This is a genomic window from Streptomyces sp. NPDC043853 (assembly GCF_056436025.1).
In genome coordinates this window covers 1-26,706 of sequence record NZ_JBWKDJ010000006.1, presented here as the reverse complement: position 1 = coordinate 26,706, position 26,706 = coordinate 1, and the positions used below count along the sequence as shown (strand labels likewise).

The 26,706-nt window shown below is 71.6% G+C and carries 25 protein-coding genes, 1 rRNA gene and 1 riboswitch; of the genes, 7 read left to right on the top strand and 19 right to left on the bottom strand.

From position 1 onward, the window contains the following. Positions 1-4: 4 nt before the first annotated feature. Positions 5-919: a LysR substrate-binding domain-containing protein gene (locus AC067U_RS17735; RefSeq protein WP_478830636.1), complete on the bottom strand. Its 915-nt coding sequence runs from the start codon at positions 917-919 to the stop codon at positions 5-7. A 74-nt stretch (positions 920-993) separates the two neighbouring features. Between AC067U_RS17735 and AC067U_RS17730 the strand changes: the two genes are divergently transcribed. Beyond that, entirely contained in the window at positions 994-1,980 is a 987-nt protein-coding gene (locus tag AC067U_RS17730; protein WP_478830635.1) for a DMT family transporter, read from the top strand. Between the two features lie 58 nt (positions 1,981-2,038). Here AC067U_RS17730 and AC067U_RS17725 read toward each other — a convergent pair whose 3' ends face one another. Further along, entirely contained in the window at positions 2,039-3,373 is a 1,335-nt protein-coding gene (locus AC067U_RS17725; protein WP_478830634.1) for an aminotransferase class I/II-fold pyridoxal phosphate-dependent enzyme, read from the bottom strand. Positions 3,374-3,410: 37 nt separating this feature from the next. Between AC067U_RS17725 and AC067U_RS17720 the strand changes: the two genes are divergently transcribed. Then, positions 3,411-4,088 carry a pyridoxamine 5'-phosphate oxidase family protein gene (locus AC067U_RS17720; protein ID WP_478830633.1) on the top strand — a complete coding sequence of 226 codons (678 nt, stop codon included), beginning with the start codon at positions 3,411-3,413 and terminating at the stop codon, positions 4,086-4,088. Here AC067U_RS17720 and AC067U_RS17715 read toward each other — a convergent pair. Next, positions 4,070-5,050: a DMT family transporter gene (locus tag AC067U_RS17715; RefSeq protein WP_478830632.1), complete on the bottom strand. Its 981-nt coding sequence runs from the start codon at positions 5,048-5,050 to the stop codon at positions 4,070-4,072. The two genes, AC067U_RS17720 and AC067U_RS17715, sit on opposite strands and share 19 nt — an antisense overlap. Positions 5,051-5,275: 225 nt before the next feature. Continuing rightward, the gene (locus tag AC067U_RS17710) at positions 5,276-6,262 is read right to left on the bottom strand and encodes an EamA family transporter (protein WP_478830631.1); all 987 of its coding nucleotides are present in this window, start codon (positions 6,260-6,262) and stop codon (positions 5,276-5,278) included. Between the two features lie 161 nt (positions 6,263-6,423). On the opposite strand from AC067U_RS17710, the gene AC067U_RS17705 reads away from it, so the two are divergent. Further along, complete coding sequence (locus tag AC067U_RS17705) at positions 6,424-6,852, top strand: type II toxin-antitoxin system Rv0910 family toxin (RefSeq protein ID WP_478830630.1); 429 nt, start codon at positions 6,424-6,426, stop codon at positions 6,850-6,852. Between the two features lie 88 nt (positions 6,853-6,940). Here AC067U_RS17705 and AC067U_RS17700 read toward each other — a convergent pair whose 3' ends face one another. Further along, positions 6,941-7,588 carry a PadR family transcriptional regulator gene (locus AC067U_RS17700; protein ID WP_478830629.1) on the bottom strand — a complete coding sequence of 216 codons (648 nt, stop codon included), beginning with the start codon at positions 7,586-7,588 and terminating at the stop codon, positions 6,941-6,943. 158 nt (positions 7,589-7,746) lie between these two features. Here AC067U_RS17700 and AC067U_RS17695 point away from each other — a divergent pair, with 158 nt between their 5' ends. Further along, positions 7,747-8,568 carry a PhzF family phenazine biosynthesis protein gene (locus tag AC067U_RS17695; protein WP_478830628.1) on the top strand — a complete coding sequence of 274 codons (822 nt, stop codon included), beginning with the start codon at positions 7,747-7,749 and terminating at the stop codon, positions 8,566-8,568. 33 nt (positions 8,569-8,601) lie between these two features. Here AC067U_RS17695 and AC067U_RS17690 read toward each other — a convergent pair whose 3' ends face one another. Further along, the gene (locus AC067U_RS17690) at positions 8,602-9,405 is read right to left on the bottom strand and encodes a CPBP family intramembrane glutamic endopeptidase (protein WP_478830627.1); all 804 of its coding nucleotides are present in this window, start codon (positions 9,403-9,405) and stop codon (positions 8,602-8,604) included. Between the two features lie 112 nt (positions 9,406-9,517). After that, positions 9,518-11,026: a glutamate-cysteine ligase family protein gene (locus tag AC067U_RS17685; RefSeq protein WP_478830626.1), complete on the bottom strand. Its 1,509-nt coding sequence runs from the start codon at positions 11,024-11,026 to the stop codon at positions 9,518-9,520. 518 nt (positions 11,027-11,544) lie between these two features. Here AC067U_RS17685 and AC067U_RS17680 point away from each other — a divergent pair. Continuing rightward, positions 11,545-12,141, top strand: coding sequence for a hypothetical protein (locus AC067U_RS17680; RefSeq protein ID WP_478830625.1), 597 nt, complete (start codon positions 11,545-11,547; stop codon positions 12,139-12,141). Positions 12,142-12,394: 253 nt separating this feature from the next. Further along, positions 12,395-12,601: a DUF5999 family protein gene (locus tag AC067U_RS17675; RefSeq protein ID WP_478830624.1), complete on the top strand. Its 207-nt coding sequence runs from the start codon at positions 12,395-12,397 to the stop codon at positions 12,599-12,601. A 124-nt stretch (positions 12,602-12,725) separates the two neighbouring features. Here the strand turns inward: AC067U_RS17675 and gcvP are convergent, their stop codons facing one another. After that, entirely contained in the window at positions 12,726-15,611 is a 2,886-nt protein-coding gene (gene gcvP / locus AC067U_RS17670) for an aminomethyl-transferring glycine dehydrogenase (protein ID WP_478830623.1), read from the bottom strand. A gap of 203 nt (positions 15,612-15,814) precedes the next feature. After that, a riboswitch (glycine riboswitch) is annotated at positions 15,815-15,913 on the bottom strand. A gap of 122 nt (positions 15,914-16,035) precedes the next feature. Between gcvP and AC067U_RS17665 the strand changes: the two genes are divergently transcribed. After that, positions 16,036-16,413: a PRC-barrel domain-containing protein gene (locus AC067U_RS17665; protein ID WP_478830622.1), complete on the top strand. Its 378-nt coding sequence runs from the start codon at positions 16,036-16,038 to the stop codon at positions 16,411-16,413. 10 nt (positions 16,414-16,423) lie between these two features. Here AC067U_RS17665 and AC067U_RS17660 read toward each other — a convergent pair whose 3' ends face one another. The 11 genes from AC067U_RS17660 to rrf all read right to left on the bottom strand — a co-directional run. Continuing rightward, positions 16,424-17,881: a DNA polymerase IV gene (locus AC067U_RS17660; RefSeq protein ID WP_478830621.1), complete on the bottom strand. Its 1,458-nt coding sequence runs from the start codon at positions 17,879-17,881 to the stop codon at positions 16,424-16,426. 146 nt (positions 17,882-18,027) lie between these two features. Then, entirely contained in the window at positions 18,028-18,678 is a 651-nt protein-coding gene (locus AC067U_RS17655; protein WP_478830620.1) for a MerR family transcriptional regulator, read from the bottom strand. A gap of 181 nt (positions 18,679-18,859) precedes the next feature. After that, a complete protein-coding gene (locus AC067U_RS17650; RefSeq protein WP_478830619.1) occupies positions 18,860-19,333 on the bottom strand; it encodes a bifunctional nuclease family protein in 474 nt (157 codons plus the stop codon). Between the two features lie 53 nt (positions 19,334-19,386). Then, positions 19,387-20,115 (bottom strand): transcriptional regulator FtsR, encoded by a 729-nt coding sequence (gene ftsR, locus AC067U_RS17645; RefSeq protein ID WP_478830618.1) that lies wholly within the window; start codon positions 20,113-20,115, stop codon positions 19,387-19,389. A gap of 43 nt (positions 20,116-20,158) precedes the next feature. Continuing rightward, on the bottom strand, positions 20,159-20,956 hold the full coding sequence (locus tag AC067U_RS17640; RefSeq protein WP_478830617.1) for an FHA domain-containing protein: 798 nt from the start codon (positions 20,954-20,956) through the stop codon (positions 20,159-20,161). 189 nt (positions 20,957-21,145) lie between these two features. Then, complete coding sequence (locus tag AC067U_RS17635) at positions 21,146-22,096, bottom strand: DUF881 domain-containing protein (RefSeq protein WP_478830616.1); 951 nt, start codon at positions 22,094-22,096, stop codon at positions 21,146-21,148. Between the two features lie 10 nt (positions 22,097-22,106). Continuing rightward, positions 22,107-22,439 carry a small basic family protein gene (locus AC067U_RS17630; RefSeq protein WP_281207173.1) on the bottom strand — a complete coding sequence of 111 codons (333 nt, stop codon included), beginning with the start codon at positions 22,437-22,439 and terminating at the stop codon, positions 22,107-22,109. After that, entirely contained in the window at positions 22,436-23,335 is a 900-nt protein-coding gene (locus tag AC067U_RS17625) for a DUF881 domain-containing protein (RefSeq protein ID WP_478830615.1), read from the bottom strand. The genes AC067U_RS17630 and AC067U_RS17625 overlap by 4 nt, the downstream gene beginning before the upstream one ends. Before the next feature lie 72 nt (positions 23,336-23,407). Then, on the bottom strand, positions 23,408-25,903 hold the full coding sequence (locus AC067U_RS17620) for a sugar phosphate nucleotidyltransferase (protein ID WP_478830614.1): 2,496 nt from the start codon (positions 25,901-25,903) through the stop codon (positions 23,408-23,410). Between the two features lie 21 nt (positions 25,904-25,924). Beyond that, the gene (gene clsA, locus AC067U_RS17615; protein ID WP_478830613.1) at positions 25,925-26,515 is read right to left on the bottom strand and encodes a cardiolipin synthase ClsA; all 591 of its coding nucleotides are present in this window, start codon (positions 26,513-26,515) and stop codon (positions 25,925-25,927) included. Between the two features lie 127 nt (positions 26,516-26,642). After that, positions 26,643-26,706: ribosomal RNA gene (gene rrf, locus AC067U_RS17610) — 5S ribosomal RNA — on the bottom strand; the annotation flags it as partial.

Here is a 26,706-nt window from a genome sequence, read left to right as displayed (position 1 = left end):
GGGCCTACGCCGCGCCCTCGACGGCCGCGGCCGCGGCCGTCAGCGCGGCCACGGCCGCCCGGATCGAGGGCCGGCGGTCGGCGTCCGCGCGCCAGACCACGTAGACGTGCCGCCGCACCGTGTCGCACACCGGCAGCAGCCGGACCCCGGGCGGCACCGGGCCGCGGCCCAGCCGGGGCGTCACGCACACCCCGAGCCCGGCCTCCACGAAGGCGAGCTGGGTGTGGTGCTCCTCGGCGATGTGGGTGATCCGCGGCTCCACACCGATGCCGCGCAGGGTGAAAACCAGCCACTCGTGACAGAACTGGCCCTCGTTCCAGGAGATCCATTCCTCGTCGGCGAACTCGCGGAGGGAGACGACCTCGGTGCGCCCGGAGAGCGGGTGGCCGGACGGCACCGCCACGTCGGCGGCATCGTCCAGCAGGTGCGCCCGCACCAGTTCGGCCGGCACCGACATCCGCTTGTTGTGCCAGTCGATGGCGAGCGCGAGGTCGAGGTCCCCGCGCACCACGGCCGCCATGCTCTCCTCGGGCTCCCGCTCGCGGACCCGGACACGCAGGTCCGGGTGCTCGGCCCGCAGGGAGGTGAGGGCGGCCGGGAGCAGACCCCGCATCGCGGTGGGGAACGCCCCGATCCGCAGCTCACCGACGGCGCAGCCGCGCTGGGCCTCGACATCGGCCTGGGCGAGCTCGACCTGGGAGATGATCCGCGCCGCGTGGTCGGCGAGCAGCCGCCCGGCGTCGGTGAGCCGGACGCCCCGGCCGTGCTTGGCCAGCAGTGGCTGGCCGACCTCGCGCTCCAGCTTCGCCATCTGCTGGGACACCGCGGAGGTGGTGACGTGCAACCCCTCGGCCGCGCCGCTGACCGAACCGTGCCGGGCGAGGGCGTCGAGGGTGCGGAGGCGCTCCAGGTTCAACATGTAAGCGATGCTACGCCTTCACTCCAAAGAAATCTCGCTTGTCCTACGATGTCGAGCGTCGCAATCTAAGTGTCATGAGCGCACCCACCACCGCCCGAGCCCTCCCCTCCCGGTCAGCAGCCCCCACCTCTGCCGCCCCGGCCGCCCCTGCCGCCACCGCGGCCACGGCGGCCCCCGCGCGCCGCGCCGCGCTCGACTGGCGCGTCCGGTTCGCTCTGCTCTCGGTGGTCTGGGGCTTCAGCTTCCTGCTGATCAAGGTCGGCACGGAGGCCTACGCCCCGTTCCAGGTCGCCCTCGGCCGGGTGTTCTTCGGCGCGCTCGCCCTGCTCACGGTCCTTCTGGTGCGCCGGGAGCCGCTGCCGCGGGGCCTGCGCACCTGGGGCCACCTCACGGTGGCCGCGCTGCTGCTGAACACCGTCCCGTTCTCCCTGTTCGCGTTCGCGGAGCTGAGCATTCCGTCGAGCCTCGCCGGGATCTGCAACGCGACGTCCCCGCTCTGGGGCATGGTGCTCTCCCTCGTCGCCCTCTCCGAGGACCGTCCGACCCGCCGCCGCGTCGCGGGCCTCGGCCTCGGCTTCCTCGGTGTGCTGATCGTGCTCGGCGCCTGGCAGGGCTTCTCCGGCGTGGACGCCACCGGAACCGCGCTCGCCCTGCTGGCCTCGCTCTGCTACCCGATCGGCTGGATCTACGTCCGCCGCACCCTGGCCGGCACCCCCGGCTCCCCGGTGGCCCTGACCGGCGGCCAGCTGATGGTCTCCACCCTCCAGCTGACCGTGGTCAGCGCCCTGTTCACCTCCGCCCCGGCCGGCTTCCCGCTGTGGCCGACCCTCTCGGTGATCGCCCTGGGCGCCCTGGGCACGGGCATGGCCCTGCAGATGCAGTACGGCCTGGTCGCCGAGGTCGGTCCGACCACCGCGCAGATGGTCACCTACTTCATCCCGGTGATCGCCACCACCGCGGGCGTCCTGGTCCTGGGCGAGCAGCTGCACTGGAACACCCCGGTCGGGGCGGCCATCGTGCTCGCCGGCGCCGCCCTCACCCAGGCCCGCCCGCGCACCTGACCGACGGCACCGGCGGCCCGGCCCTCCCCCGCCGGGCCGCCGCACCCTAAGCCGCGGCTCAGTCCCAGCGGACACCCGCCGCCGGGCGGACCGCCGCGGCCACCGCGTCCGCCAGGGCGGGGATCTCCGACGGGGTCAGGGTCGAGACCGTGATGCGGACCGCCGGGCCGGTCTCCAGCCGGAACCGGGCGCCCGGCGCCACCGCCCACCCCGCCCCCAGCATCCGGGTGACCGTGGCCGTCTCGTCCGCGACCGGGATCCAGGCGTTCATGCCGCTGCGCCCGTACGCCCGTACCCCGCGCCCGGCCAGCGCCCCGACCAGCGCGTCGCGCCGGTCCCCGTACGAGCGGGCCACCACCGCCGGATCCACCGTGCCCGAGCCCCACAGCTCCGCCACGGTGTACTGCAGCAGCCGGCTCACCCAGCCCGGCCCCAGCCGCTGACGCCCCCGGAGCCGGTCCAGCGTCACCTCGTCGCCGAGGACCACCGCGAGCCGCAGGTCGGGCCCGTAGGCCTTGGACGTGGAACGGATCAGCGCCCAGTGGCGGGTCACCCCGCCCAGCGGGTGCAGCGGCAGGTCCACGATGCCGTGGCCGTGATCGTCTTCGATGAGCAGCACCTCCGGGTGCGCGGCGAGCAGCTGCCTCAACTCCGCCGCCCGGTCCGCCCCGATCGCCGCGCCCGTGGGGTTCTGCGCCCGGGCCGTGACGACCAGGGCCCGCGCCCCCGCCGCCAGTGCGCGGGCCACCGCCGAGGGCAGCGGCCCGTCGTCGTCCACCGCGACCGGCAGGACCCGGAGTCCCAGCGCCGGGACCAGGTCCAGCACGCTGCCCCAGCCGGGATCCTCCACCGCCACCGCGTCGCCGGGCTTGAGGTGGGCCACCAGCACCCGCTCGATGCCGTCCAGCGCACCGGAGGTCAGGGCCAGCGGTCCGGCGGCCGGCACCCCGTCCGCCGCCATGCCCTCGCGGGCCGTCCGCGCCAGTTCCGGCACCACCGGATCCTGCCCGTAGAGGGTGGGCGCCGCCGCGTAGCGACGGGCCGCCGCGGCGAGCGGCCCTTCCAGCGACGGAAGCAGCGAGAGGTCCGGGTTGCCGTTCGACACATCGCGCGTGCCGGGCGGAACGGCGACCCCGCGCGCCTCCCGCGGTGCGCTCGCCGGCCGCGACCGCACCCGGCTGCCGCGCCGCCCGTCCGTCTCGATGACCCCGCGTTCGCGCAGCGTCCGGTACGCCGCCGCCACGGTGTTCGGGTTGACGCCCAGCCGGGCCGCCAGTTCCCGCATCGGTGGCAGCAGGGCGCCGGGCGGGAGCTCCCCCCGGCCCACTCCCGCTTCCACACTGGCCGCGATTTCGGAGGCGCGCCGCCCCTCGATCATGTAATCTCCTAGCACAAAGCCAATTATGCACTAGTGCAATGGAGTGCGCACCATGACCGCCGTCACCGCCGCCGAAGAAGCCTCGTACGAGCCCACCGAACGCACCGTCCCCACCCGCGCCCGGCAGCGGGCCCACTACGACCGCGCGACGGTGCACGCGATCCTCGACGACGAGTACCTGTGCCACCTCGGCTTCGTCCGCGACGGCGCGCCCGTGGTCCTGCCCACCCTGTACGCCAGGGTGGGCGAGAGCCTCTACATCCACGGTTCCACCGGTTCCCGCCCGCTGCGCGGCGCGGCGACCGCCGACCCCGGTCTCCCGGTCTGCGTCACCGTGACCCACGTCGACGGGCTGGTGCTGGCCAAGTCGGCCTTCCACCACTCCATCAACTACCGGTCGGTGGTGGTGCACGGCACCGCGTACGACGTCACCGACGAGGAGGAGAAGCGCCGCGCCCTCGACGCCCTCGTGGACCAGGTGGTGCCGGGCCGCGCCGCCGACTCCCGGCCGGCCGACGCCAAGGAACTGGCGGCCACCGCCGTGATACGCGTCGACCTGGCCGAGGTTTCGGCGAAGGTCCGGACCGGCGGCCCCAACGACGACGCCGCGGACCTGGCCCTGCCGCACTGGTCCGGGGTGGTCCCGGTGTCCCGCGGCTACGGCAGCCCGGTCCCGGCCGAGGACCTGGTCCCCGGCACGGCCACCCCGGGCTACCTGTCGGCGCTCTGAAGCGGCCGCACCGGATCAGCCTGCTGCCGTTCGGCCGCCGGACGGCGGGCCTCCGCCACGATCAGCGCGAGGACCGCCGTCAGCAGCAGGCCGGTGCCCAGCACCATCGGCGCGGTCAGCTCCTCCCCCAGCGCCAGCACCGCGATCAGCGCCGCGCTCACCGGCTCGATCAGCATGATCACGGACACCGTGGCGGCCCGTACCGCGGCCGCACCGGTGAAATAGAGCGCGTACGCGAGCGCGGTCGGCACCACCGCGACGTACACCATCAGCCAGACCACCCGCCCGAGGTCGGCGGTGTGCGGCAGCAGCCCCTCCGCCAGCGCGAGCGGGAACAGGCAGACGGCGCCCACGCCCGCCGACCACACGGTGGTCACCAGCGGGTCCCCGGCCTCGCCGCGCTGCCCGGCCCGCCGGGTGCGCAGGGTCATCGCCGCGTAGCCTGCGGCCGACAGCAGGGCCCAGCCGACGCCGAGCGGCCGGACCTCGCCGCCCCCGCTGCCCAGCACCAGGACCACCAGTCCGGCGAGCGCACCGGCCACGGCGGCGGCACCGCCGCGCCCCAGCCGCTCGCCCATTCCGTACCGGGCACCGAGCGCGATCATCACCGGCCCGGCCCCGAGGGTGACCACCGTGCCGACGGCGAGGCCCGTCTCCCGTACGGACCAGAAGTAGGCGGCCTGGAAGAGGGTGAAGAAGAGGCCGGTCACGACCAGCGAACGGCGTGACGGCGAGTACGGCGACGGCGCCGCCGACCCTGACGCCGACCGGCGCGGGCGGCGTACGGCGAGGACGGCCAGCAGTACCAGCAGACCGCCCGCGCACCGCCAGAAGGTGAGTGAGAGCGGCCCCAGGTCACTGGCCAGGAAGAGGAGGGAGGCGGCCGCCCCGGCAGTACCCCAGGCGACTCCGGCGACGACGAGGTACAGCAGACTGCGCCCGGCGGGCGAGGTGTTCGACACGTGGTTCTCCGCGTTCTCCGCGCATGCGTGAAGGATGAAAGGGGTGCGTCATCGCTTCGCGGGCAGCACGGACCGGCCCGGGAGGACCGGGCCGGATCTCTGCGGCGGCGCCGCCCGCGACTAGGCGGCGGGAGGCGGAAGAACGGTCGAATGCATGGTCCCCACCCTAGCCCCTGTCGTCGAAGTGGCGCCTGGCCCTGACCGGCGCCACTGTGACGCCAGGACCTAGGCGGAGGCGGTCTCGCGGTCCGGTTCGTCCCATGCGGCAGGTGCGGGAGCGGGATCCGCCTCCCCTTCGGCAGCCGGCTGGGGCGGGCGCGAGGACTGGGCGATGAAGGCCCCGCCGAGCACCAGCGCACCGCCCAGGACCTGCGGCAGCGAGAGGTGCTCGCCGAGCAGCACCCAGGCGAGCACGGTGGCGACCACGGCCTCCAGGAAGGCGACCACACCGGCCACCTGCGGCGACAGCTTGCGGACCGAGACCACGCCGGTCAGGTACGCGAGCACGGTCGCGATCAGCACCACCCAGCCGAGCAGCACCAGGCCCGGCACCTCGGTCCCGGCGATCTCCGCCGGCCCGCCGAGCACCGACCAGTCGATCTGCCAGGGGCGGGCGATCACCGTCATCACCAGGGTGCCGACGATCAACCCGTACGCCGCCACGCCGAGCGGGTCGGGAACGTCCTCGGCGTCCGCGCCCTGGTCGGCGAAGATGAAGTAGCAGGCCTGGCAGCAGGCGGCGGCCAGGCCGAGCAGCACGCCCAGCGGGTCCAGGCTCAGCCCGGACCAGATCTCCACCACGCAGGCCAGGCCGGCCACGGCCACCGCCGCGCCGATGGCGGCGGCCCGGGTGACGGGCTTGCGCTGGACGAACCGGATGTAGCCCAGGAGCAGGGCCGGACCCAGGTACTCCAGCAGGAGGGCCACGCCGACCGGGATCCGGGACAGGGAAGCGAAGTAGAACGCCTGTACACCGGCGACGGCTATGAGCCCGAAGCCGGCCAGCAGGGCGGGCTTGCGGCGTACCAGGTCGCGGTGGCGCCAGGCGAGCGGCGACAGCACCAGGGCGGCGCCCGCCACCCGGAGCCAGACCATGTGCAGCGGGTCCAGGCCCGCCTCGATCAGCGGCTTCGCCGCCACTCCCGAGCCGCCGAACGCGACCGCCGAGACGAGCGCGATGCCCAGCCCGGAATTCTTCCCTGACGCTTTCATCCGGACATCATGACACCCGCATGACAGGAGCGTCACGGCGGTGACGCCTGTTGAGACGGTCACAGATTTTCTGACATGTCATCAGTATTGAATGTTGGGGTCGCCGGGATTACGTTCCGCCACACGAACCGGACGCGTACCCGACGAGAAGGGGTGGTCGCATGGCCGAAGTCAGCGCGGAATCACGCATCGAGGCGTCCGCCGCGAAGGTCTGGTCCCAGCTGACGGACTGGGGCGCGTACGGCCAGTGGAGCATGACCCACACGAACTTCCCGAAGGGCGGTCCGGAGTCCCTGGCGGTGGGGGCCACCTTCGAGGAGAACATGAAGATGATGGGCTTCCCGGCCGAGGTCACCTGGACCATCGAGGCGCTGGAGACCGAACGGGTCTTCGCGATCAAGGGCAAGGGCCCGATGGGCGTGGTCGTGGGCACCCGGTACACCCTGGTCCCCGACGGGGAGGCGACCACCGTCCGGATCGACGGCGAGTTCACCGGCGCGGCCGTGTCCCTGATGGCCGGCAAGCTCAAGGACTCCGCCACCGCGGCGCTCAACGAGTCGCTGCGCAAGCTCGCCGGACTGGTGGCCTGAGCCGCCCGTTCCGGGCCGGGAACACGCGGCGGCGCCCCGCGACGGAGGTCGCGGGGCGCCGCCGCGTTTCCGCGGTGTCCACCGGCGGTCAGTGCTCGTCGGCGAGGATCAGGTAGAGCTTCTTGCGGGCCTCGTTGACGACCGCGACTGCCTTCTGGCGCTGTTCGGGCGTGCCGGTCTTCCAGACCTGGCCGAACGCCTCCATCAGACCGTAGCCGGCTGACCGGATCTCGTTCATGCTCTCCCAGTCGACGCCGCGTCCGGCCTCCTCCCAGGGGGCGGCCGGGCCTGCCTCGGACTCGGTGCGGCCGGTGTCGGTGAGCGTGAACAGCTTCTTGCCGCCCTCGCTCTCGCTGCTGATCAGCCCCTCGTCCTCCAGCAACTGGAGAGTCGGGTAGACCGAGCCGGGGCTGGGCTTCCACGCCCCGCCGCTGCGCTCGCCGATCTCCTGGATCATCTCGTAGCCGTGCATCGGGCGGTCGGCGAGCAGCGCCAGGATCGACGCGCGCACGTCGCCCCGCCGGGCCCGCCGGTGCGGGCCGCCGCGTCCGCCGCGGCCACCGAAGGGGCCGCCCCCGAAACCGGGGCCGAAGCCGGGCCCGAACGGCCCGAAGGCCCGTCGGCGCCCCTCTCGCTCCCCCTGACGGTCGGGCCCGCAGTGCCCGAACCCGTGACCGGGACCGTGTCCGTGCCCATGGTCGTGTCCATGGTCGTGTCCGTGTCCATGTGAACGCATGACCGCGCTCCTTTCGTCATGTTCGTTTCCGCTATAGCAACGAGCATCGCCGTTCTGTCGCGATGCGTCAACGATATATCGGGAGTGTTCGGTCGGCAAGGCCAGTCCTCCCGAATTGGCCTTGGATCACGCAGCGCGGTCCGCCCTACCGTCCTGCCATGCGCATCCGAATCGTCGACGCCTTCTCCGAACGCCCCTTCGGCGGCAACCCCGCCGGCGTCCTGCTGCTGGACGACGCGTTCCCCTCCGACGCATGGCTCCAGCAGGTGGCCGCCGAGGTCAACCTCTCCGAGACCGCGTTCGCCCACCCGCTGCCCCCGGGCGGGGACGCCGACTGGGCGCTGCGCTGGTTCACCCCGGCCGCCGAGGTCGACATGTGCGGCCACGCCACCCTGGCCACCGCACACGTCCTGGCGCAGGCGGGACTGGCCGGGGGCCTGATCCGGTTCTCCGCCCGCTGCGGCGTCCTCACCGCCGAAACGGCGGCGGACGGCACGGTGACGATGGACTTCCCGACGTCCTCACTGACCCCGTGGGACCCGCCGGCCGAGATCGCCGAGGCCCTCGGCGGCGTGCCGATCCGCTCGGTGCACGACACCTCGGACCACGTCGGCGACCTGGTCGTCGAGCTCGCCGACGAGCAGACGGTCCACGGCCTCCGTCCCGACCTCGCGGCGCTGCGCGCCTTCGCCAAGCGCGGGGTGATCGTGACCGCCGCCGCCGAGGACCCCTCGCGCGGCTACGACTTCGTCTCCCGCGGCTTCTTCCCGAACGTCGGCATCGACGAGGACCCCGTCACCGGCAGCGCCCACACGGCACTCGCCCCGTTCTGGGCGGCCCGCCTGGGCCGCGACGGGCTGACCGGCCTCCAGGGCGGAGCCCGCCGCGGGCTGGTCAAGGTCACCCTGAACGGCGACCGCACCCTGCTCACCGGCCGCGCCGTCACCGTGATCGACGGCGAGCTGCTCTCCCGGCCCTGAGGACGCGCCCCGGCCCGTGCCGGGGTCAGCCCGTCAGCGCCCGCCCGGAGTGGGGAGCCAGCCCACCTTGCCGGCGAGCAGGGCGTACCCGCCGAAGGCCACGATGTCGAGCAGCGCGTGCGCGACCACCAGCGGGCCCACCCGCCCCCACCGCCGGTACAGCAGCACGAAGACGGCGCCCATCACCGCGTTCCCGATGAACCCGCCGATGCCCTGGTAGAGGTGGTACGAGCCGCGCAGCAGCGAACTGCCCAGCAGAGAGGCCCTCGGCGACCACCCCAGCTGGTCCAGCCGGCGCAGCAGGTAGGCCAGCACGATGACCTCCTCCACCACCGAGTTCTGCACGGCGGAGAGGATCAGCACGGGGAACTTCCACCACACCTCGGGCAGCGCCTCCGGCACCACCGTCAGGTTGAACCCGGAGGCCCGCGCGGCCAGGTAGAAGGCCAGCCCCGCGCTGCCGATGCCGGCCGCGACCAGCGCGCCCCGGCCCAGGTCGAACCCGGGGCGGGTGCGGTCGAAGCCGAGGACGCGCAGGCCGCCGACCCCCTCCCGGGTCAGCAGATGGGCCACCAGCAGGACCGGCACCAGGGCGGTGGTGATCCCGAACAGCTGCCAGGCCAGGTCCAGCCAGGGCCGGCCGGGGGCGTACGAGCCGTTGAGCGTGGCGGCCTGGTCCTTGAGTCCGCCGGGACGGGTCAGCGCGCCGATGAAGCTGATCAGGGACGAGACGGCGCTCGCGCCCAGCGACAGGGCGAGCACCAGCAGCGTCTCGGTGCGCAGCAGAGCGCGCCGTTCGTCCTCGCGCAGATCGTCCAGCACCGGTTCCGCCCGCACGCCCTGCTCCCGTCCCGAGATCCCGTTCCGATCTCCCCATACTGCCTGGCCGATGGCAGAAGGGGGACCGGAGGGATCCCGGAAGGGAGCGCACGGGCCTCGCGGACACCGCTCAGGGCAGGTCGGGCAGCCCCACCGGCCAGGTGTGCACCGGGTCGCCCTTGTGCATCAGCTCGCTGTACCGCCGGGTCGTCGCGGCCAGCGCCGCCTCCCGGTCCAGCCCGCCGGCCAGCCCCCGGTGATAGGTGTCCACCTGCCAGGTGGACCCGTTCACCCGCCGCCGGCACCGCTCCTCGATGATGCCCAGGTAGTGGTCCCGGTCCGCGGGTTCGACGCCCCAGGCGTCCAGCCCGGCGGCCGCCATCGGCAACAACTCGTCCAGGATCAGCCGGACCGCCGGTACGCTCACCAGCCCGCCCGAGCGGCCCCGCCGGGGCCAGCGCAGCCGGGCGTCGATCCCGTACCGGCAGGCGGCGTCGAAGTTGGCCTCGGCCTCCGCGAACGGCAGCCGGCTCCAGAGCGGGCTCTTCTCGTCGGCGAGGGTGCGGACCAGCCCGTAGTAGAAGGCCGCGTTGGCGACCACGTCGGTCACGGTCGGCCCGGCGGGCAGCACCCGGTTCTCCACCCGCAGGTGCGGCAGCCCGTCGGCCACCCCGTACACCGGCCGGTTCCACCGGTAGACCGTGCCGTTGTGCAGGACGAGCTCCTGCAGGCTGGGCACCCCGCCCTCGGAGAGCACCCGCAGCGGTTCCTCCTCGTCGCAGATCGGCAGCAGCGAGGGGAAGTAGCGGACGTTCTCGGCGAACAGTTCGTACACCGAGTCCACCCAGCGCTCGCCGAACCAGGTCCGGGGCCGCACGCCCTGCGCCTGGAGCTCCGGCGGACGGGTGTCGGTGGCCTGCTGGAACAGCGGGGGCCGGGACTCCCGCCACAGCTCCCGGCCGAACAGGAAGGGCGAGTTGGCGCCGACGGCGATCTGGACCGCCGTCACGCACTGGGCGGCGTTCCACACGTCCGCGAACCGCCCCGGGGTGACCTGGAGGTGCAGCTGGACGGAGGTGCAGGCCGCCTCCGGCACGATCGACCCGGCGGTCCACCGGACCCGCTCCACCCCGTCGATGTCCAGGTGGAAGTCCTCCCCCCGCAGCATCAGGATCTGCTCGTTGAGCAGTGAATACCGGTCCACCGCCGAGAGGTTCGCGGCCACCAGGTCGGCCTGCGAGATCGTCGGCAGGATGCCGATCATCACCACCCCGGCGTCGACCTCGGCGGCCTGCCGGTGGGCATAGCCGAGGCCCGCGCTGAGTTCCTCGGTCAGCTGGTCGAAAACCCTGCCGCCGAGTCGGTGCGGAAGTATGTTGAGCTCCAGGTTGAACATTCCCAGTTCGGTCTGGAAATCGGGGCTCGCTATCCGCTCCAGTACCTGGGCGTTCACCATTCTCGGCAGACCGTCGGAACCCGCCAGATTCAATTCGATCTCAAGACCCATGAGATTCTTCGGGCGATCGAACCTCTTCTCGGCCAGAAGCTGCTCCAGTCCCTCCAGGCACTCGTGGAGCTTCCTCCGATACCGTTGCCGATCGGACAGGTCGAATCCGCCTGCCACGACCTTCTCCCCCATCGAAGCGTCCCTCCTCGAGCGGGCCCCACCCGGCGACCCGGGCGCGCGCGTTACGGTCGATGATGCCCCGGGGGCACGATCCCTAACGCGGAGGGGGCGCGGTGTCCGAGAGGCGTACGCCGGTCCGGCCACACCGGCGCACCGCCCGCGCTCTGGCACATTCATCCGGCATCTTGCCGGATGCACATTGCCCGGCGGACATGCCGAAGTTCGCGCGATCGCAATACCGATGCTTTCCAGCCGAGCAGCCTTCGGGTAACCTCCGAGGTCAGCGCGAGTTCTTTGGCGCGCCCTCGGCATGAATTCCAGGACAGCGGGACCGGTATGCGCCTTGTCGGCAATTGACGGGACGGCTAGCCGAAACACTGTGTGAACACATGTCGTATAAACTCCGCAGACTGGGCACAGAGTTGGCGCGCGGCCATTGCCCCACAACCCCCCTCTGGCCCCAGAATGCGACAGCGCCCTCCGCACTCACCCGTTCTTCCCACCGGTCTCCCAAGTGAGAGGCGACCCACATGCCGCTGCATGTCCCTCCGGCCCCCGCGCCCGCCCTGCGCAGCGTCCTCGCGGCACTCGGTTCCCCCACCGTGCGCGATGATCACACCCCGGCCCTGCGCGCCCTGCAGGGCCCGGTGACGGCCGAACTCCCCCTGCCCGTCCACGTCCTGGACCGGGTGATCGCCGGAGGCCGGCCACCCCGCACCCGCCTCACCGCCTGGCGGTTCCTGATCCGCAGCGGCGACCGCTACGTGGCGGCGGCGGACACCCGGCTCACCCCCGACGGCTGGGCCTTCTCCCACTTCTTCGAGGGACCGTACGTGACGGCCACCGAAAGGGCGCTGCGCCAGGCCGAATCACTGAGCGCGCTGGGCGTCTCGTACCAGCCGCGGCTGCTGTCCGTACCGGAGCTGTACATGCTCACCCTGTGGCTGCACGGCGCCCCCGGGGCGGATCCCGCCGCGGGCCTGCCGGACGCCGCGGACCTGCTGGTCCCGCTGGCGCCGGCACCGCCCGGGATCGCGGCGTACCGGCCGCACCCGGTGTCGGAGCTGCTCCCGGTGATGACGCACCGGCTCACGCCGCCCGCGCTGGCGGGTGAGGCGGCCGCCTGACCCGGATGCCCCATTCGGCCTAGTCACCTCGGGCCAGACCATAACCATCCGAAATAGCAGGGGAGTTGAGCTGAACCGCCCGCACGAGTGATGCGTCATCAATCGCAGAGGACAGCTACCGGGAAATCCCTGCGGAGCCGAGCCCGTAGGGGAAGACTGGGATCCTGACCAACCGCGATCGATACGGGGGGCGGCCATGAACAACGCATCGAGCCGCAGCACACAGACGACACCGCAGCGAAAGAACGCATCCATGTGCCAGCACCAGCCTGCCTGCCCATCTGCCGACTCTGCCGACCGGGAGGCCGCGCGGCCCGTGGCCAACCACCCGGAGCAGGGGTGGAGCCTGCTGTGCAACGGCGTCCTGCTCTTCGAGGACACCGGTGAGCTGCTGCCGGACGGCCAGATCATCGCCCCGCACCGCCCGCTCGGGGCGGCTCAGGTGGTGAAGGCCGCCTGACGGCTCCGGCAAGGACAACGGCCGAGGGGCCGGTCCGGGGATCTCCCCCGGACCGGCCCCTCAGGCGTTTCACGTTTCACGGACTGATCTGCGGACCTGCTCCGCAGACCTGGTCCGCAGATCCTCAGTTGTCGTACTCGTCCAGCGGCGGGCAGGAGCAGACCAGGTTCCGGTCACCGAAGGCACCGTCGATGCGGCGCACCGGCGGCCAGTACTTCTCCGAGGCGACGACCCCGCCCGGGAAGACCGCGTCGTCACGGGTGTAGGCGTGGTTCCACTCACCGCCCAGCGCGGCCGCCGTGTGCGGGGCGTTGGCGAGGGGGTTGTCCCCGGCCGGCCACTCGCCGGACGCGACCTTCTCGATCTCCGCCCGGATGGCGATCATCGCGTCGCAGAACCGGTCGATCTCGGTCAGGTCCTCGGACTCGGTGGGCTCGATCATCAGGGTGCCGGCCACCGGGAAGGACATCGTCGGCGCGTGGAAGCCGTAGTCGATCAGGCGCTTGGCGATGTCGTCCACCGAGACGCCGGTCGACTTCGACAGCGGGCGCAGGTCGATGATGCACTCGTGCGCGACCAGCCCGCCGGGGCCGGTGTACAGCACCGGGTAGTGCGGCTCCAGGCGCTTGGCGATGTAGTTCGCGCCGAGCACCGCGACCTGGGTGGCGCGCTTGAGACCCTCGCCGCCCATCAGGCGCACGTACGACCAGGAGATCGGCAGGATGCCGGCCGAACCCCACGGGGCGGCCGAGATCGGACCGACGCCCGTCTCCGGGCCCGCGGTCGGCTGCAGCGGGTGGTTCGGCAGGTACGGCGCGAGGTGCGCACGGACACCGACCGGGCCGACGCCCGGACCGCCGCCGCCGTGCGGGATGCAGAAGGTCTTGTGCAGGTTCAGGTGCGAGACGTCGCCGCCGAAGTGACCGGGCTTGGCCAGGCCGACCAGGGCGTTCAGGTTGGCGCCGTCCACGTACACCTGGCCGCCGGCCTCGTGGACCAGGCCGCAGATGTCCGCGACGTGCTCCTCGAACACACCGTGGGTGGACGGGTAGGTGATCATCAGCACGGCGAGCTCGTCGCGGTGCTGCTCGATCTTGGCGCGCAGGTCCTCGACGTCGACCTCGCCGTCCTCGGCGGTCTTGACCACGACCACCTTCATGCCGGCCATCACGGCGCTGGCGGCGTTGGTGCCGTGCGCGGAGGACGGGATCAGGCAGACGGTGCGCTGCTCGTCGCCGTTGGCGCGGTGGTACGCGCGGACGGCGAGCAGACCGGCCAGCTCACCCTGCGAGCCGGCGTTCGGCTGGATCGAGACGCTGTCGTAGCCGGTGACCTCGCAGAGACGTTCCTCCAGCTCACGGATGAGCGTGGCGTAGCCCTGGGCCTGGTCGATCGGCGCGAAGGGGTGGAGCTGGCCGAACTCGGGCCAGGTCACCGACTCCATCTCGGTGGTCGCGTTGAGCTTCATGGTGCAGGAGCCCAGCGGGATCATGCCGCGGTCCAGCGCGTAGTCCTTGTCCGAGAGCTTGCGCAGGTAGCGCAGCATCGCGGTCTCGGAGCGGTGCTGGTGGAACACCGGGTGGGTCAGGTACGCGTCCGTGCGGAGCAGGCCCTCGGGCAGCGCGTCCGCAGCGGACCCGTCCAGGGCCTCGATGTCAGCGGTGACGCCGAAGGCGGCCCAGACGGCCTCGATGTCGGCGCGCAGGGTGGTCTCGTCACAGGAGACGGAGACGTGGTCGGCGTCGGCCTGGTAGAGGTTCACCCCGGCCTCGCGGGCGGCGGCGACGACCTCGGCGGCCTTGCCCGGGACCCACGCGGTGAGGGTGTCGAAGAAGGAACCGTGGACCAGCTCGACCCCGCCGGCGGTGAGACCCGCCGCGAGCAGCGCGGCGTACCGGTGGGTGCGGCGGGCGATGGTCTTCAGACCGTCCGGGCCGTGGTAGACGGCGTACATGCCGGCCATGACGGCGAGCAGCACCTGCGCGGTGCAGATGTTGCTGGTGGCCTTCTCGCGGCGGATGTGCTGCTCGCGGGTCTGCAGGGCCAGGCGGTACGCCTTGTTGCCGTCGGCGTCGACGGAGACGCCGACCAGGCGGCCGGGCAGCGAGCGGGCGTGCTTGTCCTGGACGGCCATGTAGCCGGCGTGCGGGCCGCCGAAGCCCATCGGGACGCCGAAGCGCTGGGTGGTGCCGACCGCGATGTCCGCGCCCAGGGCACCCGGGGAGGTCAGCAGGGTCAGGGCCAGCAGGTCGGCGGCGACGGTGACGATCGCACCGAGCTCGTGCGCCTGGTCGATGACGGCCTTGATCTCCCGGACGGCACCGGAGGCGCCCGGGTACTGGAGGACGACGCCGAAGACGCCGCGCTCGGCGATCTCCGCGGGGATGCCGTCGGACAGGTCGGCGACGACGACCTCGATGCCGAGCGGCTCGGCGCGGGTCTCGATCACGGCGATGGTCTGCGGCAGGGTGTCGGCGTCGACGAGGAAGACACCGCCCTTGACCTTGCCGACCCGGCGGGCGAGGGTCATCGCCTCGGCGGCGGCGGTGCCCTCGTCGAGGAGGGAGGCGCCGGAGGTGGGCAGGCCGGTCAGGTCGGCGACCACGGTCTGGAAGTTGAGCAGCGCCTCCAGGCGGCCCTGCGAGATCTCCGGCTGGTACGGCGTGTACGCCGTGTACCAGGCCGGGTTTTCCATCACGTTGCGCAGGATCACGGGCGGGGTGAACGTCCCGTAGTAGCCGAGACCGATCATCGGACGCAGCACCTGGTTGCGGTCCGCGAGGCTGCGCAGCTCCGCGAGCACCTCGGCCTCGGTGCGCGCCGACGGCAGGTTCAGCGCGGCGGCGCTCTTGATCACATCCGGTACCGCGGCGACGGTGAGCTCGTCGAGGGAGCCGTAGCCGACCTGGGCGAGCATCTTCGCCTGCGCCTCGGCGTCGGGGCCGATGTGACGCTCTTCGAAGGGGATGCCTCGCTCCAGCTGGGACAGCGGAATGCGGTTGGCGGTCATGTACGGAGGCCTCCTGGTCTGCTGGTCTGCGCGACCTGCGAGGGGTACCACAGCGGGCACCCGGACGGCCTCCCCCTCTGTCATCTCAACCTGAGAGCTTCACCGGCTCCCGGGGGTCGCCCGGGGAACGCCGGTTTTCACCGTCGGTGAGGGAGGAGTGCCGGCACTGCGGTCCCGACGTCCACCCTTCTTTCCAGAGTGGCCTCGTCCATGCGGTACGTGTGCCTGAGAGATTCCGGGGAGGATTTGCTCCTTCGGCGCCTCCGTCCTGCTCGGTCGGAGGACTCTCCCGCACGGGGTCGACAGCCATCACCCAGCCTACCAGCGCGCTTCCCCGGCCTTCCGTGGCTCCCTCGAGTGGCCCCCTTCCCGGATATGCCCTTTCGTTGTCCTTACGGAGGAGTTGCGACCATATGGAGGGACCGTGCAGACCGACATCGATCCGCGCAGCCTGATCGGCCGCAAGGCGTTCGACCGCAACGGCGTCAAGATCGGCACCGTCGACGAGGTCTACCTCGACGACGCGACCGGCGTCCCGGAGTGGGCGGCCGTCCGCACGGGCCTGTTCAGCCGGGACGCGTTCGTCCCGCTGGAACCCAGCGAGCTGGTGAACGACACCCTCCGCGTCCCGTTCGAACGCTCCCTGATCAAGGAGGCGCCCGACTTCGGGGTCGGCCGTCACCTGTCCCCGGAGCAGGAGCTGCAGCTCTACCACCACTACGGCCTGGACGTGGCCCTGCCGAGCGACTTCCGGAGCGGCCTGGACCGGGACTTCGGACGGCTGGCGGGCGACGAGGGCTAGTACCGCAGTACTAGGGCGCAACCTCCGGGTCGGCGGTACCGGCGGCGGCCGGCGGAGCTGCCGGGGCTGCCGGGCGGGGGGAATCCGTCGGCTTCCGCAGCGGCAGCGGCTCGGACGGCTCCAGCTCGGGGTCGTCGACCAGGAAGGTGCGCACCCGGCCCGGGGGCGACCAGGGCTGTTCGAAGCGGACCGTGACCCGGCCGACCCCGCTGCCCTGGACCCAGCCCGGTCCGTAGAGGGCGTGCCGAACGTCACTACCGGCCGGCCAGCGCCGTTCGGCCGGGGTCTCGGCCTCCTGGACCGATGCCTCCGCCGCGGGCTCCCCAGGGGCCTCAGGCGCCTCGGAAGCCCCGTCCGGCTCAGTGCCGAGGATCCGGTCGCCGAGGGGCCGGTCGCCGAGGGTCTGGGCGAACAGGTCCTCCTGGGTGTAGTCCGCGAGCCCCGACACCCCCACACCGAGCAGCCGCACCCCGCCGGTGGTGTCCACCCCGTCGAGGAGCCGGGCGGCCGCCTCGCGGACCACCGCCGGGTCGTCGGTGGGCCCGCGCAGGGTCTCCGAACGGGTCAGGGTCGAGAAGTCGTACCGGCGCACCTTGAGCACGATGGTGCGCCCCGAGTGGCCGGAGGCCCGGAGCCGCCCCACGCACCGGTCCGCCAGCCGCTGCACCTCGTACCGGATCCGGACCCGGTCGTGCAGGTCCACGTCGAAGGTGTCCTCCACCGAGACCGATTTGGCGTCCCTCTCGGCCACCACCGCCCGGTCGTCCAGCCCCAGCGCCATCCGGTACAGCGCCACCCCGTGCGAGCGCCCCAGCATCCGCACCAGCTCGTCCTCACCGGCCTCGGCCAGCTCCCCCACGGTGGTGATCCCGGCCCGGCGCAGGTGCTCCCCGGTCGCCGGGCCCACCCCCGGCAGCGTCCGGACCGGCATCGGAGCGAGCAGCGCCCGCTCCGTGCCCGGCTCGATCAGCATCAGCCCGTCCGGCTTGGCCTCCTCGGAAGCCACCTTCGCCAGCATCTTCGAGCCGGCCAGGCCCACCGAACCGCTGAGCCCGGTCACCGCCCGGATCTCCGCCCGCAGCCGCTCTCCGACGGCCCGGGCCGTGGCCGAGTCGAAGGCGACCCCGCCCGCCTCCAGGTCGACGAAGGCCTCGTCCAGGCTGAGCGGCTCCACCAGTGGCGACAGCTCCCGCAGCAGCTCCATGACCAGATCGCTGACCGCCCGGTACAGGCTGAAGCGGGGGAACAGGTAGGCGCCGTTGGGGCAGAGCCGGCGCGCCTGGCCCATCGGCATCGCGGAGTGCACCCCGAAACGCCGCGCCTCGTACGAGGCGGTGGCCACCACACCGCGCGGGCCGAGCCCGCCCACGATCACCGGTTTTCCGCGCAGGCTGGGCTTCGCCGCCTGCTCCGCAGAGGCGTAGAAGGCGTCCATGTCCAGGTGCAGGATGGTCGGTGCGGCTCTCACACCCCTGATGCTGCCTCACCCCACTGACAGCTGGGGTCACACCCGCCACGTCGGAACGCAGCAGCCCACATCGGAACGCGGCAGTTCACGCCGCCGTGTCAGGTCGCGCCGCCGCATGTCAGGTCGGGCCCCGACGGCCCGGCCCGTCAGACGGCCCGGTTGCGCCGGGCCGCGAGCTCGTCGGCCGGATTGGGGCCGATCAGGGTCTCCCCGGTGTCGACGCGTTCCCCGTGCAGCTGCGAGAGCGCGTTCTCCACGTCCCGCCAGACCACGCCCACGGCGATCCCGAAGATGCCCTGGCCGCCCTGGAGCAGGTCGACGACCTGGTCCGGCGAGGTGCACTCGTACACCGTCGCGCCGTCGCTCATCAGTGTCAGCCGGTCCAGGTCCGCGAAGCCCCGCTCACGCAGGTGCTGGACGGCCGTACGAATGTTCTGCAGCGCGACCCCGGTGTCCAGGAAGCGCTTGACGATCTTGAGGACGACCACGTCGCGGAAGCTGTACAGCCGCTGGGTGCCCGAGCCGTACGCCGGCCGCACGCTGGGCTCGACCAGCCCGGTCCGGGCCCAGTAGTCGAGCTGCCGGTACGTGATGCCCGCCGCGGCGCACGCGGTGGGTCCCCGGTAGCCGATCTGCTCGCGGACCGGCTCGCCGCCACCGGCCGGCCCGACCGGCGCCACTGCCGCGGATTCCGGAGACCGGCGCGCGGAGCCCACCGCACCCCCGTGCAGCGGGTACGGCCCGCTCTCACCGCGCGCGGGGACGCCCCCGGTCGTACCGTCGCCCGTGACTCTCACGCCGACCCTCCGTCCTTGACCTGCCATCTCGACGGTAGGCAGTCACCAGGGCAGCGTCAACGATCGCCACACTCGGCACGCCGAGTGATAATCACCCTGAGAGTGGTTTCCCGTGCCCTGAATCGGGGAAAGGCTACCCGAATGGGGTGCAACACCCGCCTGTGATGACCAGCCCGACCGGTCACTGGTTGCTGGTGCCGAAGTCCTCGGGCGAAATCTGGTCGAGGAACTCGCGGAACTTCTCCACCTCGTCCTCCTGCTCGTCCGGGATCGCGATGCCCGCATCGTCCAGGACCACATCGCTGCCGTAGATCGGCGTACCCGTGCGCAGCGCCAGCGCTATGGCATCGGACGGCCGCGCGCTGACCTCCACCCCGCTGGCGAAGACCAGCTCCGCATAGAAGACGCCCTCCCGCAGATCCGTGATCCGGACCTCGGTCAGTTCCTCGCCGAGCGCGTCCAGCACGTCCTTGAACAGGTCGTGCGTCAGCGGCCTGGCAGGCGCCATGCCCTGCTGGGCGAAGGCGATCGCGGTCGCTTCCCCGGGACCGATCCAGATGGGGAGGTACCGGTCGCCTCCCACTTCACGCAGGAGCACGATCGGTTGGTTGGAGGGCATTTCCACCCGGACACCCACAACGTCGAGCTCGTTCACACAGCAACCCTAGGACCTGGCGTGTGGGTTTGGGTAGTCGGGGCGGCCCCCGGTCAGTTCAGGCGCACCCCGAGGGCCGTCTGCACCAGGGCCTCGTGCAGCCGCACGGACAGCCCTGCGAGCTCCTTCATGGTCGCCTCGGCGTGCGCCCTGGTCTGCGGGTTGCGATGCCGGCGCAGGGGTGCCACCACCTGTTCCACCAGACCCGCCTCGCGGTCCGCGGCCGCCTTCATGGCCCGCAGGTGCCGCGGCTCCAGACCGAAACGGCCGAGATCGGCCACCAGCTTGGCCACGGTGACCGCCTGGGCCTCGAAACCGCCCCCCGCCGCCTCCGCGACCAGCCCGTACGACTCCCATTCGGCCAGCTGCGCCTCGTCCACCTCGGCCGCGGCGAGCAGCTCGGCCCGGCCCACCTTGCCGGCCGTGGCCTGCTCCGGGCCCTCGGAAGCGTCCCCCTGCGGCGACGGGCCCGGGATCCGGACGGGCTCACCGGGCGCCAGCCCGTCGAGCTGCTCGCGGATGACCTTGAGCGGGAGATAGTGGTCGCGTTGCAGCCGCAGGATCTGCGCCAGCCGCTCGACGTCCCCGGCGCTGAACTTGCGATATCCGGACGGGGTGCGCCGGGGCTCCACGAGCCCTTCCGCTTCCAGAAAACGGATCTTCGAAATCGTGACTTCGGGAAACTCGTCGCGGAGCATGGTGAGCACCGACCCGATGCTCACCAGCCGCCCCGCCGAGCCGGCGGTGCCGTTTCCGGCACCGCCCGTCGGTGTACGCAGCATGGACCTTCCCTGGGGTGCCCCCGGACGGAAGTCCGGAGTGAGGTCAGACGCCCCGCTGGCTCACGTAGAAGACCAGCCGGTACTTGCCGATCTGCACCTCGTCGCCGCTGTTCAGGGCGATGGAGTCGATCGGGTTCCGGTTGACGTACGTGCCGTTGAGGCTGCCGACGTCGGCGACGGTGAAGCCGCCGTCCTGACTCCTGCGGAACTCGACATGCCGCCGGGAGACGGTGACGTCGTCCAGGAAGATGTCGCTCTGCGGGTGCCGGCCCGCCGTGGTCAGCTCGCCGTCCAGCAGGAAGCGGCTGCCCGAATTCGGACCGCGGCGCACGATGAGCAGCGCGGAGCCCGGCGGGAGCGCCTCCACCGCGGCCTGGGCCTCGGGGGACAGCGTGGGTGACGGGTGCTGTCCGGTCACCTCGGCCTCGTAGGCCTCCAGGCCCGAGATCGAGATGGTGGACGTGGTCTCCGAGGCACGCTCCGGCGTCAGCCCCGCCCGCAGCGGCGCGCCGCAGTTCGAGCAGAAACGGCTGGTCGAGCGGGCACGGTGACCGCACCTGCCGCACACCTGCTCGGCCGACATGGACGGCTCCTCGGGCCGCGGCTGCCCCGCGGAGACGTGGGTGGCGTACGGGTCGGACTCGAACCCTCCACCCGCACCACCTATGCGTGCGGTACCGGCGGGGTCGACGGACGACGTGCCCTGAGCACCGCCCTGGCCGGCGACCTCGTCCCGGAAGAGCGGCCGGTCGCCCTGCCCTTCCCCGTGACCGCCACGGTGCTTGGCCGCACCGCTTTCCTCACGGTTCTTCTTGCCGAACAACTTCTCAAACAACTTCACGGGCGATTCCCCTTGACCGAAACAGACCCGCCCGTGGGGCAGGACGAACTCCGAATGACACACCTGCCGACCCGGACATTCTCACAACGTCCGTAACCACCAGACAGTTTCCACCACGCACCGCGACTTCTGTGCGTCGACCCCCCGCAGGCTTCCGCCCACGTCGAACGCCGCGCCCTCCGTCCCGCCTCATGACGATGACGACCGAGCGTAGTCAGGCTGCTTCGCCGGCCGCAAGGCGTCCACAACGATCTTGGGTGAGCGTACGACAGTGGCCGTGGCCTGCTCCTTCTCCAGCGTCTGGATGACACCGCCGGGAATGTTCAGTGCCGGTTCCAGATCCTGGGGCTTGCCGATGACCTTGAACTCGTAAGGCTGTGCGATCTTCTTGCCGTCGATGCCGACACCGCCGTCCTCGTCCGAGAAGTACGTGTCCGCCACCACGCGCACTCCGTTGACCTGGATGGCCTCGGCGCCGGCGGCCCGCAGCTCCTGGATGGCGTCCAGCAGCATGTCGGACTGCACCAGACCCTGGGGATCGGAGACCTTGAGCGTGATACCCGGACCCTGGGCTGCCACCGTACCCGCCAGGATGCCCAGTTGGCGCTCCTTCTCCACGGTTTGCCTGCGCGCCTCCTCGGCCTGGTTCGAGCTGCTCTCCAGTTCCCGGCGCTGCTCCTCCAGCCGCTGCTTCTCGTCCTCCAGGCGCTGGGTGCGTCCGTCGAGCTCGTCGAGGATGCGGACCAGGTCCTCCTGACGGGCTCCGCGCAGCGCGCTGGACTCGGTGTGGGACCGCACCTGGATCGCCAGACCCAGCCCGAGCACGAACAGCAGGAGCGCCACGATCAGTTGGGCCCGGCTGAACTTCGGCGGCCACAGACCGGCCTTCAGCCGCTGCCGGCCGGTCTCCTCGGGACCCTCCGGCCCGGGACCGGGCTGCGCGTCGGCGGGCGGCACGGGACCGGGCGCCGCCGTCGACGGGATACCGGAAGACGGGATACCGGAGGAGGGAGTACCGGGCGACGGAGCTCCGGCGGATGCGGGCCCGGACCGTGCCGTCCCCTCCCGCTCCTGCTCCTGCTCCTGCTCCTGCCGCTTCGGCTCGGGAGTCCCCTCCGGGGGTGTGTCATGCGTACTCATCGGACCGCCCTCACGCCCGGAACACGTGCCGGCGGATGGCCGCCGCGTTGGAGAAGATGCGGATGCCGAGCACGACGACCACACCGGTGGACAGCTGCGCCCCGACGCCCAGCTTGTCGCCGAGGAAGACGATCAGCGCCGCCACCACGACGTTGGACAGGAAGGACACCACGAAGACCTTGTCCACGAAGATGCCGTCCAGCATCGCGCGCAGACCGCCGAACACCGCGTCCAGCGCCGCCACGACGGCGATCGGCAGATACGGCTCGACGACGGCCGGCACCTCGGGCCGGACCAGAAGCCCGACCACCACTCCGGCCACCAGGCCCAGTACCGCGATCACGATGCACCCTTCTTCGGCTCTGCTGCTGTGGCTGTACGTACGGTCAGGCTCGACGCGGCCGGCAACCGCACCTCGTCCTCGGCGGACAGGGAGTAGCGGATCCCGTAGTTCTCCTGCAGCACGTGCAGGTACTGGCCGTCGGCGCTGTCCTGGAAGGCGGTGCCCAGCCGTCCCTTGTCCCCGACCGCGAGCACCTCGTACGGCGGCACCAGCGGCCGGTTGTCGACCAGTATCGCGTCACCCGCGGCCCGGATCGCCGACAGCGAGGTCAGCCGCTGCCCGTTGATGGACACCGCCTCGGCACCCGACTGCCACAGCCCGTTCACGATCCGCTGCATGTCGCGGTCCCGCAGCCGGCCGGTATCGGAGAAACCCGAGTTCTCCCGCGGCCCGCCGCCCTCCGCCGAGGAGCCCTTGGCATCGTCGACGACCAGCCTGATCCCCGGGCCGCGGACCTCCGTGGCCCCCGAGAGCAGTGCCACCAGCTCCGCCTGGTCCCCGCCGAGCTGCTTGAGGGCGGCCCGCTGCCGCGCCGCGACGACCTCGCGCAGGGTGTCGACGTCCTTCTCCAGACCGTCGGCCTTGCGGTCGGCCCGCTCGACCCGGTCGATCAGTTCCTGGCGCTCCTTGGCCAGCACCGGCGCGCTCAACCGCGTCTCGGCGGCACCGACGGTGACGATGGCGGCCGCGAGCACCAGGCCCGCGGCGAGGGCCAGCTTGGCCTTCAGCGTCCGGGGCAGACCCGCCGCGCCGGCCGCCTCGCGCCGGGCCGCGGCCTCCGCGTACCCCTCGTCCAGACCGTGGTCCATCACGTGCGTCAGCAGCGACATGGAGGCGTCCGGACGCGCGGGGGGCGATGAGCTCCGGTTCTGGGACGGCTGCGACATGCCGCACATCGTCGCACGTGGGCGGGCCCATCACCGAATGAGGGCGTCCCCGGAGCCCGGTCCGGGGACGCCCTCCCGGGGTCAGTGCCCGGCGCCGTCCACCACGGCGGCCCACTCCTCCAGCAGGGCCTGCGCGGACCCGTCGTCCGGCCCCTCGGCCCACAGGTGGGTCACCGCTTCAGCGGGGTCGGGCAGGACCAGCGCCCAGCGCCCGTCGGCCTCGACCACCCGCACACCGTCGGTGGTGTCCACGTGCCGCTCTCCGGCCGCCTCGACGACCCGCCGCATGACCAGGCCCTTGACCGCCCACGGGGTCGGCACGTCGCGCTTGAGCACGTGCGCACGCGGTATCCGCGCGTCGATCTGGCTCAGCGTGAGCTGCGTCCGCGCCACCAGGCCGATCAGCCGGACGAAGGCCGCCGAACCGTCGAACACGCTGCTGAACTCCGGCACGATGAACCCGCCCCGGCCGTCGCCGCCGAAGATCGTGTTCTCCGCCCGGCCGACCCGGGTGAGGTCGTCCGGCGAGGTCGTCGTCCACTCCACCTGCGTGCCGTGGTACGCCGCGACCTGCTCGGCGATCCGCGTGGTGGTCACCGGCAGCGCCACCCGGCCGCTCCGCCGCTCGGCGGCGACCAGGTCCAGCAGCACCAGCAGCGCCCGGTCGTCCTCGATGATCCGCCCGCGCTCGTCGACCAGCGAGATCCGCTCCCCCACCGGGTCGAACCTCACCCCGAACGCGGCCCGCGCCGAGGCGACGATCTCCCCGAGCCGCACCAGTCCGGAGCGCCGCGATTCCGCCGTCTCCGTCGGCCGTGTCTCGTCCAGGCCCGGGTTGATGGTGAGCGCGTCCACCCCGAGCCGGCCCAGCAGGCTGGGCAGCACCAGGCCGGCGCTGCCGTTGGTGGCGTCCACCACCACCTTCAGCCCGGACTCGGCGATCCCGGTGGTGTCCACCCGCCGCAGCAGCGAGCCCGTGTAGGAGTCGAACACGCTGGACGGGAACTGCAGGTCACCGATCTCGCCGGGGAACGCCCGCCGGTACTCCTGGCGCGCGTACACCCGGTCCAGCTTCCGCTGCTGCGCCTGGGAGAGGTCGGCGCCGCGCTCGTCGAGGAACATGATGTCGACGGAGTCCGGCACCCCGGGCGAGGTCCGGATCATGATCCCGCCGGCGCTGCCCCGCCCGGTCTGCTGCCGGGCCACCGGCAGCGGCACGTTCTCCAGGTCGCGGACGTCGATGGCGCTGGCCTGCAGCGCGGAGATGACGGCCCGCTTCAGCGCCCGCGCGCCACGGGAGTGGTCGCGGGCGGTGGTGACGGTCGCGCCCTTCTTCAGGGTGGTGGCGTACGCGCCGGCCAGCCGCACCGCGAGCTCGGGCGTGATCTCCACGTTCAGGATCCCGGACACGCCGCGCGCACCGAACAGGTGCGCCTGGCCGCGGGACTCCCAGATGACGGAGGTGTTGACGAACGCGCCGGCCTCGATCGTCTTGAACGGGTACACCCGCACGTTGCCCTGAACGATCGATTCCTCACCGACCAGGCACTCGTCTCCGATGACCGCGCCGTCCTCGATCCGCGCGGCGCGCATGATGTCGGTGTTCTTGCCGATGACGCAGCCGCGCAGGTTGCTGTGCTGGCCGATGTACACGTTGTCGTGGACCACGGCCTTGTGCAGGAAGGCCCCGCTCTTGACGACCACGTTCGACCCGATGACGGTGTGCTCGCGGATCTCCGCCCCGGCCTCGATCTTGGCGTAGTCCCCGATGTAGAGGGGCCCGCGCAGCACCGCGTCCGGGTGCACCTCGGCGCCTTCGGCGACCCACACCCCGGGGGAGATCTCGAAGCCGTCCATCTCGACCTGGACCTTGCCCTCGAGTACGTCGGCCTGGGCCTTGACGTAGCTCTCGTGGGTGCCGACGTCCTCCCAGTAGCCCTCGGCGACGTAGCCGTAGATGGGCCGGCCTTCCTTCATCAGCTGGGGGAAGACGTCGCCCGACCAGTCCACGGGGACGTCCGGGTCCACGTAGTTGAAGACCTCGGGTTCCATGACGTAGATGCCGGTGTTGACGGTGTCGGAGAACACCTGGCCCCAGGTCGGCTTCTCCAGGAAGCGCTCGACCTTGCCTTCCTCGTCCACGATGGTGATGCCGAATTCCAGCGGGTTCGGCACCCGGGTCAGGCACACCGTGACGAGTGCGCCCTTCTCCTTGTGGAAGGTGATGAGGTCGGTGAGGTCGAAGTCGGTGAGGGCGTCACCCGAAATCACGAGGAAGGCATCGTCCTTCAAGGCCGCCTCGGCGTTCTTCACGCTGCCGGCGGTGCCGAGTGGCTTCTCCTCGTTGGCATAGGTGAGCTCCATGCCGAGCTCCTCGCCGTCACCGAAGTAGTTCCGCACCAGTGATGCCAGGAACTGAACGGTGACCACGGTCTCGCTGAGCCCATGCCGCTTCAGCAGCCTGAGCACGTGCTCCATGATCGGCCGGTTCGCCACCGGCAGGAGCGGCTTGGGCATGCTTGAGGTCATGGGGCGAAGGCGTGTGCCTTCGCCTCCGGCCATCACGACGGCCTTCATGTCGGAATACTCCTCCTCGGCTCAATCGGCCACAGAGTCCGCCTTCACGAGCCGGCGAACCTGAACCACGTAAAGGATCCCTGCCCACCAGTAGAGGGTTGTACCCCATCCAGCGAACGCCCATCCGAAAACAGCCGCAAGCCAGGCCAACCAGCCCGTGCCATCACTGAGGAGGAGCAACGGGAAGGCATACATGAGGTTGAAGGTCGCGGCCTTCCCGAGGAAGTTGACCTGCGGCGGCGGATACCCGTGCCGGCGCAGGATCAGCACCATGACCGCCAGCATGACCTCACGGGCGAGCAGGGCCACTGTGAGCCACAGCGGTAGAATTTCGCGCCAGGTCAGACCGAAGAGCGTCGAGAGGATGTAGAGCCGGTCCGCAGCGGGGTCCAGCAGTCGACCGAGACTGCTGATCTGGTTCCACCGCCGCGCGAGCTTTCCGTCGAGGTAGTCGCTGACACCGCTCAACATGAGCACGAGCAGCGCCCAACCGTCGTACTCGGCAAGGATCAGCCAAAGGAACAGGGGTACGCCGGCGAGCCGAGCCATGCTCAGGATGTTCGGAATGGTGAAAATTCGGTCGGTCTGAACCCGAGTCTCCTGGACCTCCACCCGGGGGCCTCCACAGTTGAACGTGCGAACGATGCCTTCTGACCCTACAGGAGAACGCGTGTGCCCTGAACGCAGAAAAGCCCCGCACCGAATCCCGAGGATCGGTGCGGGGCTTCCCGCAATGATTGTTCGGCGGCGTCCTACTCTCCCACAGGGTCCCCCCTGCAGTACCATCGGCGCTGAAAGGCTTA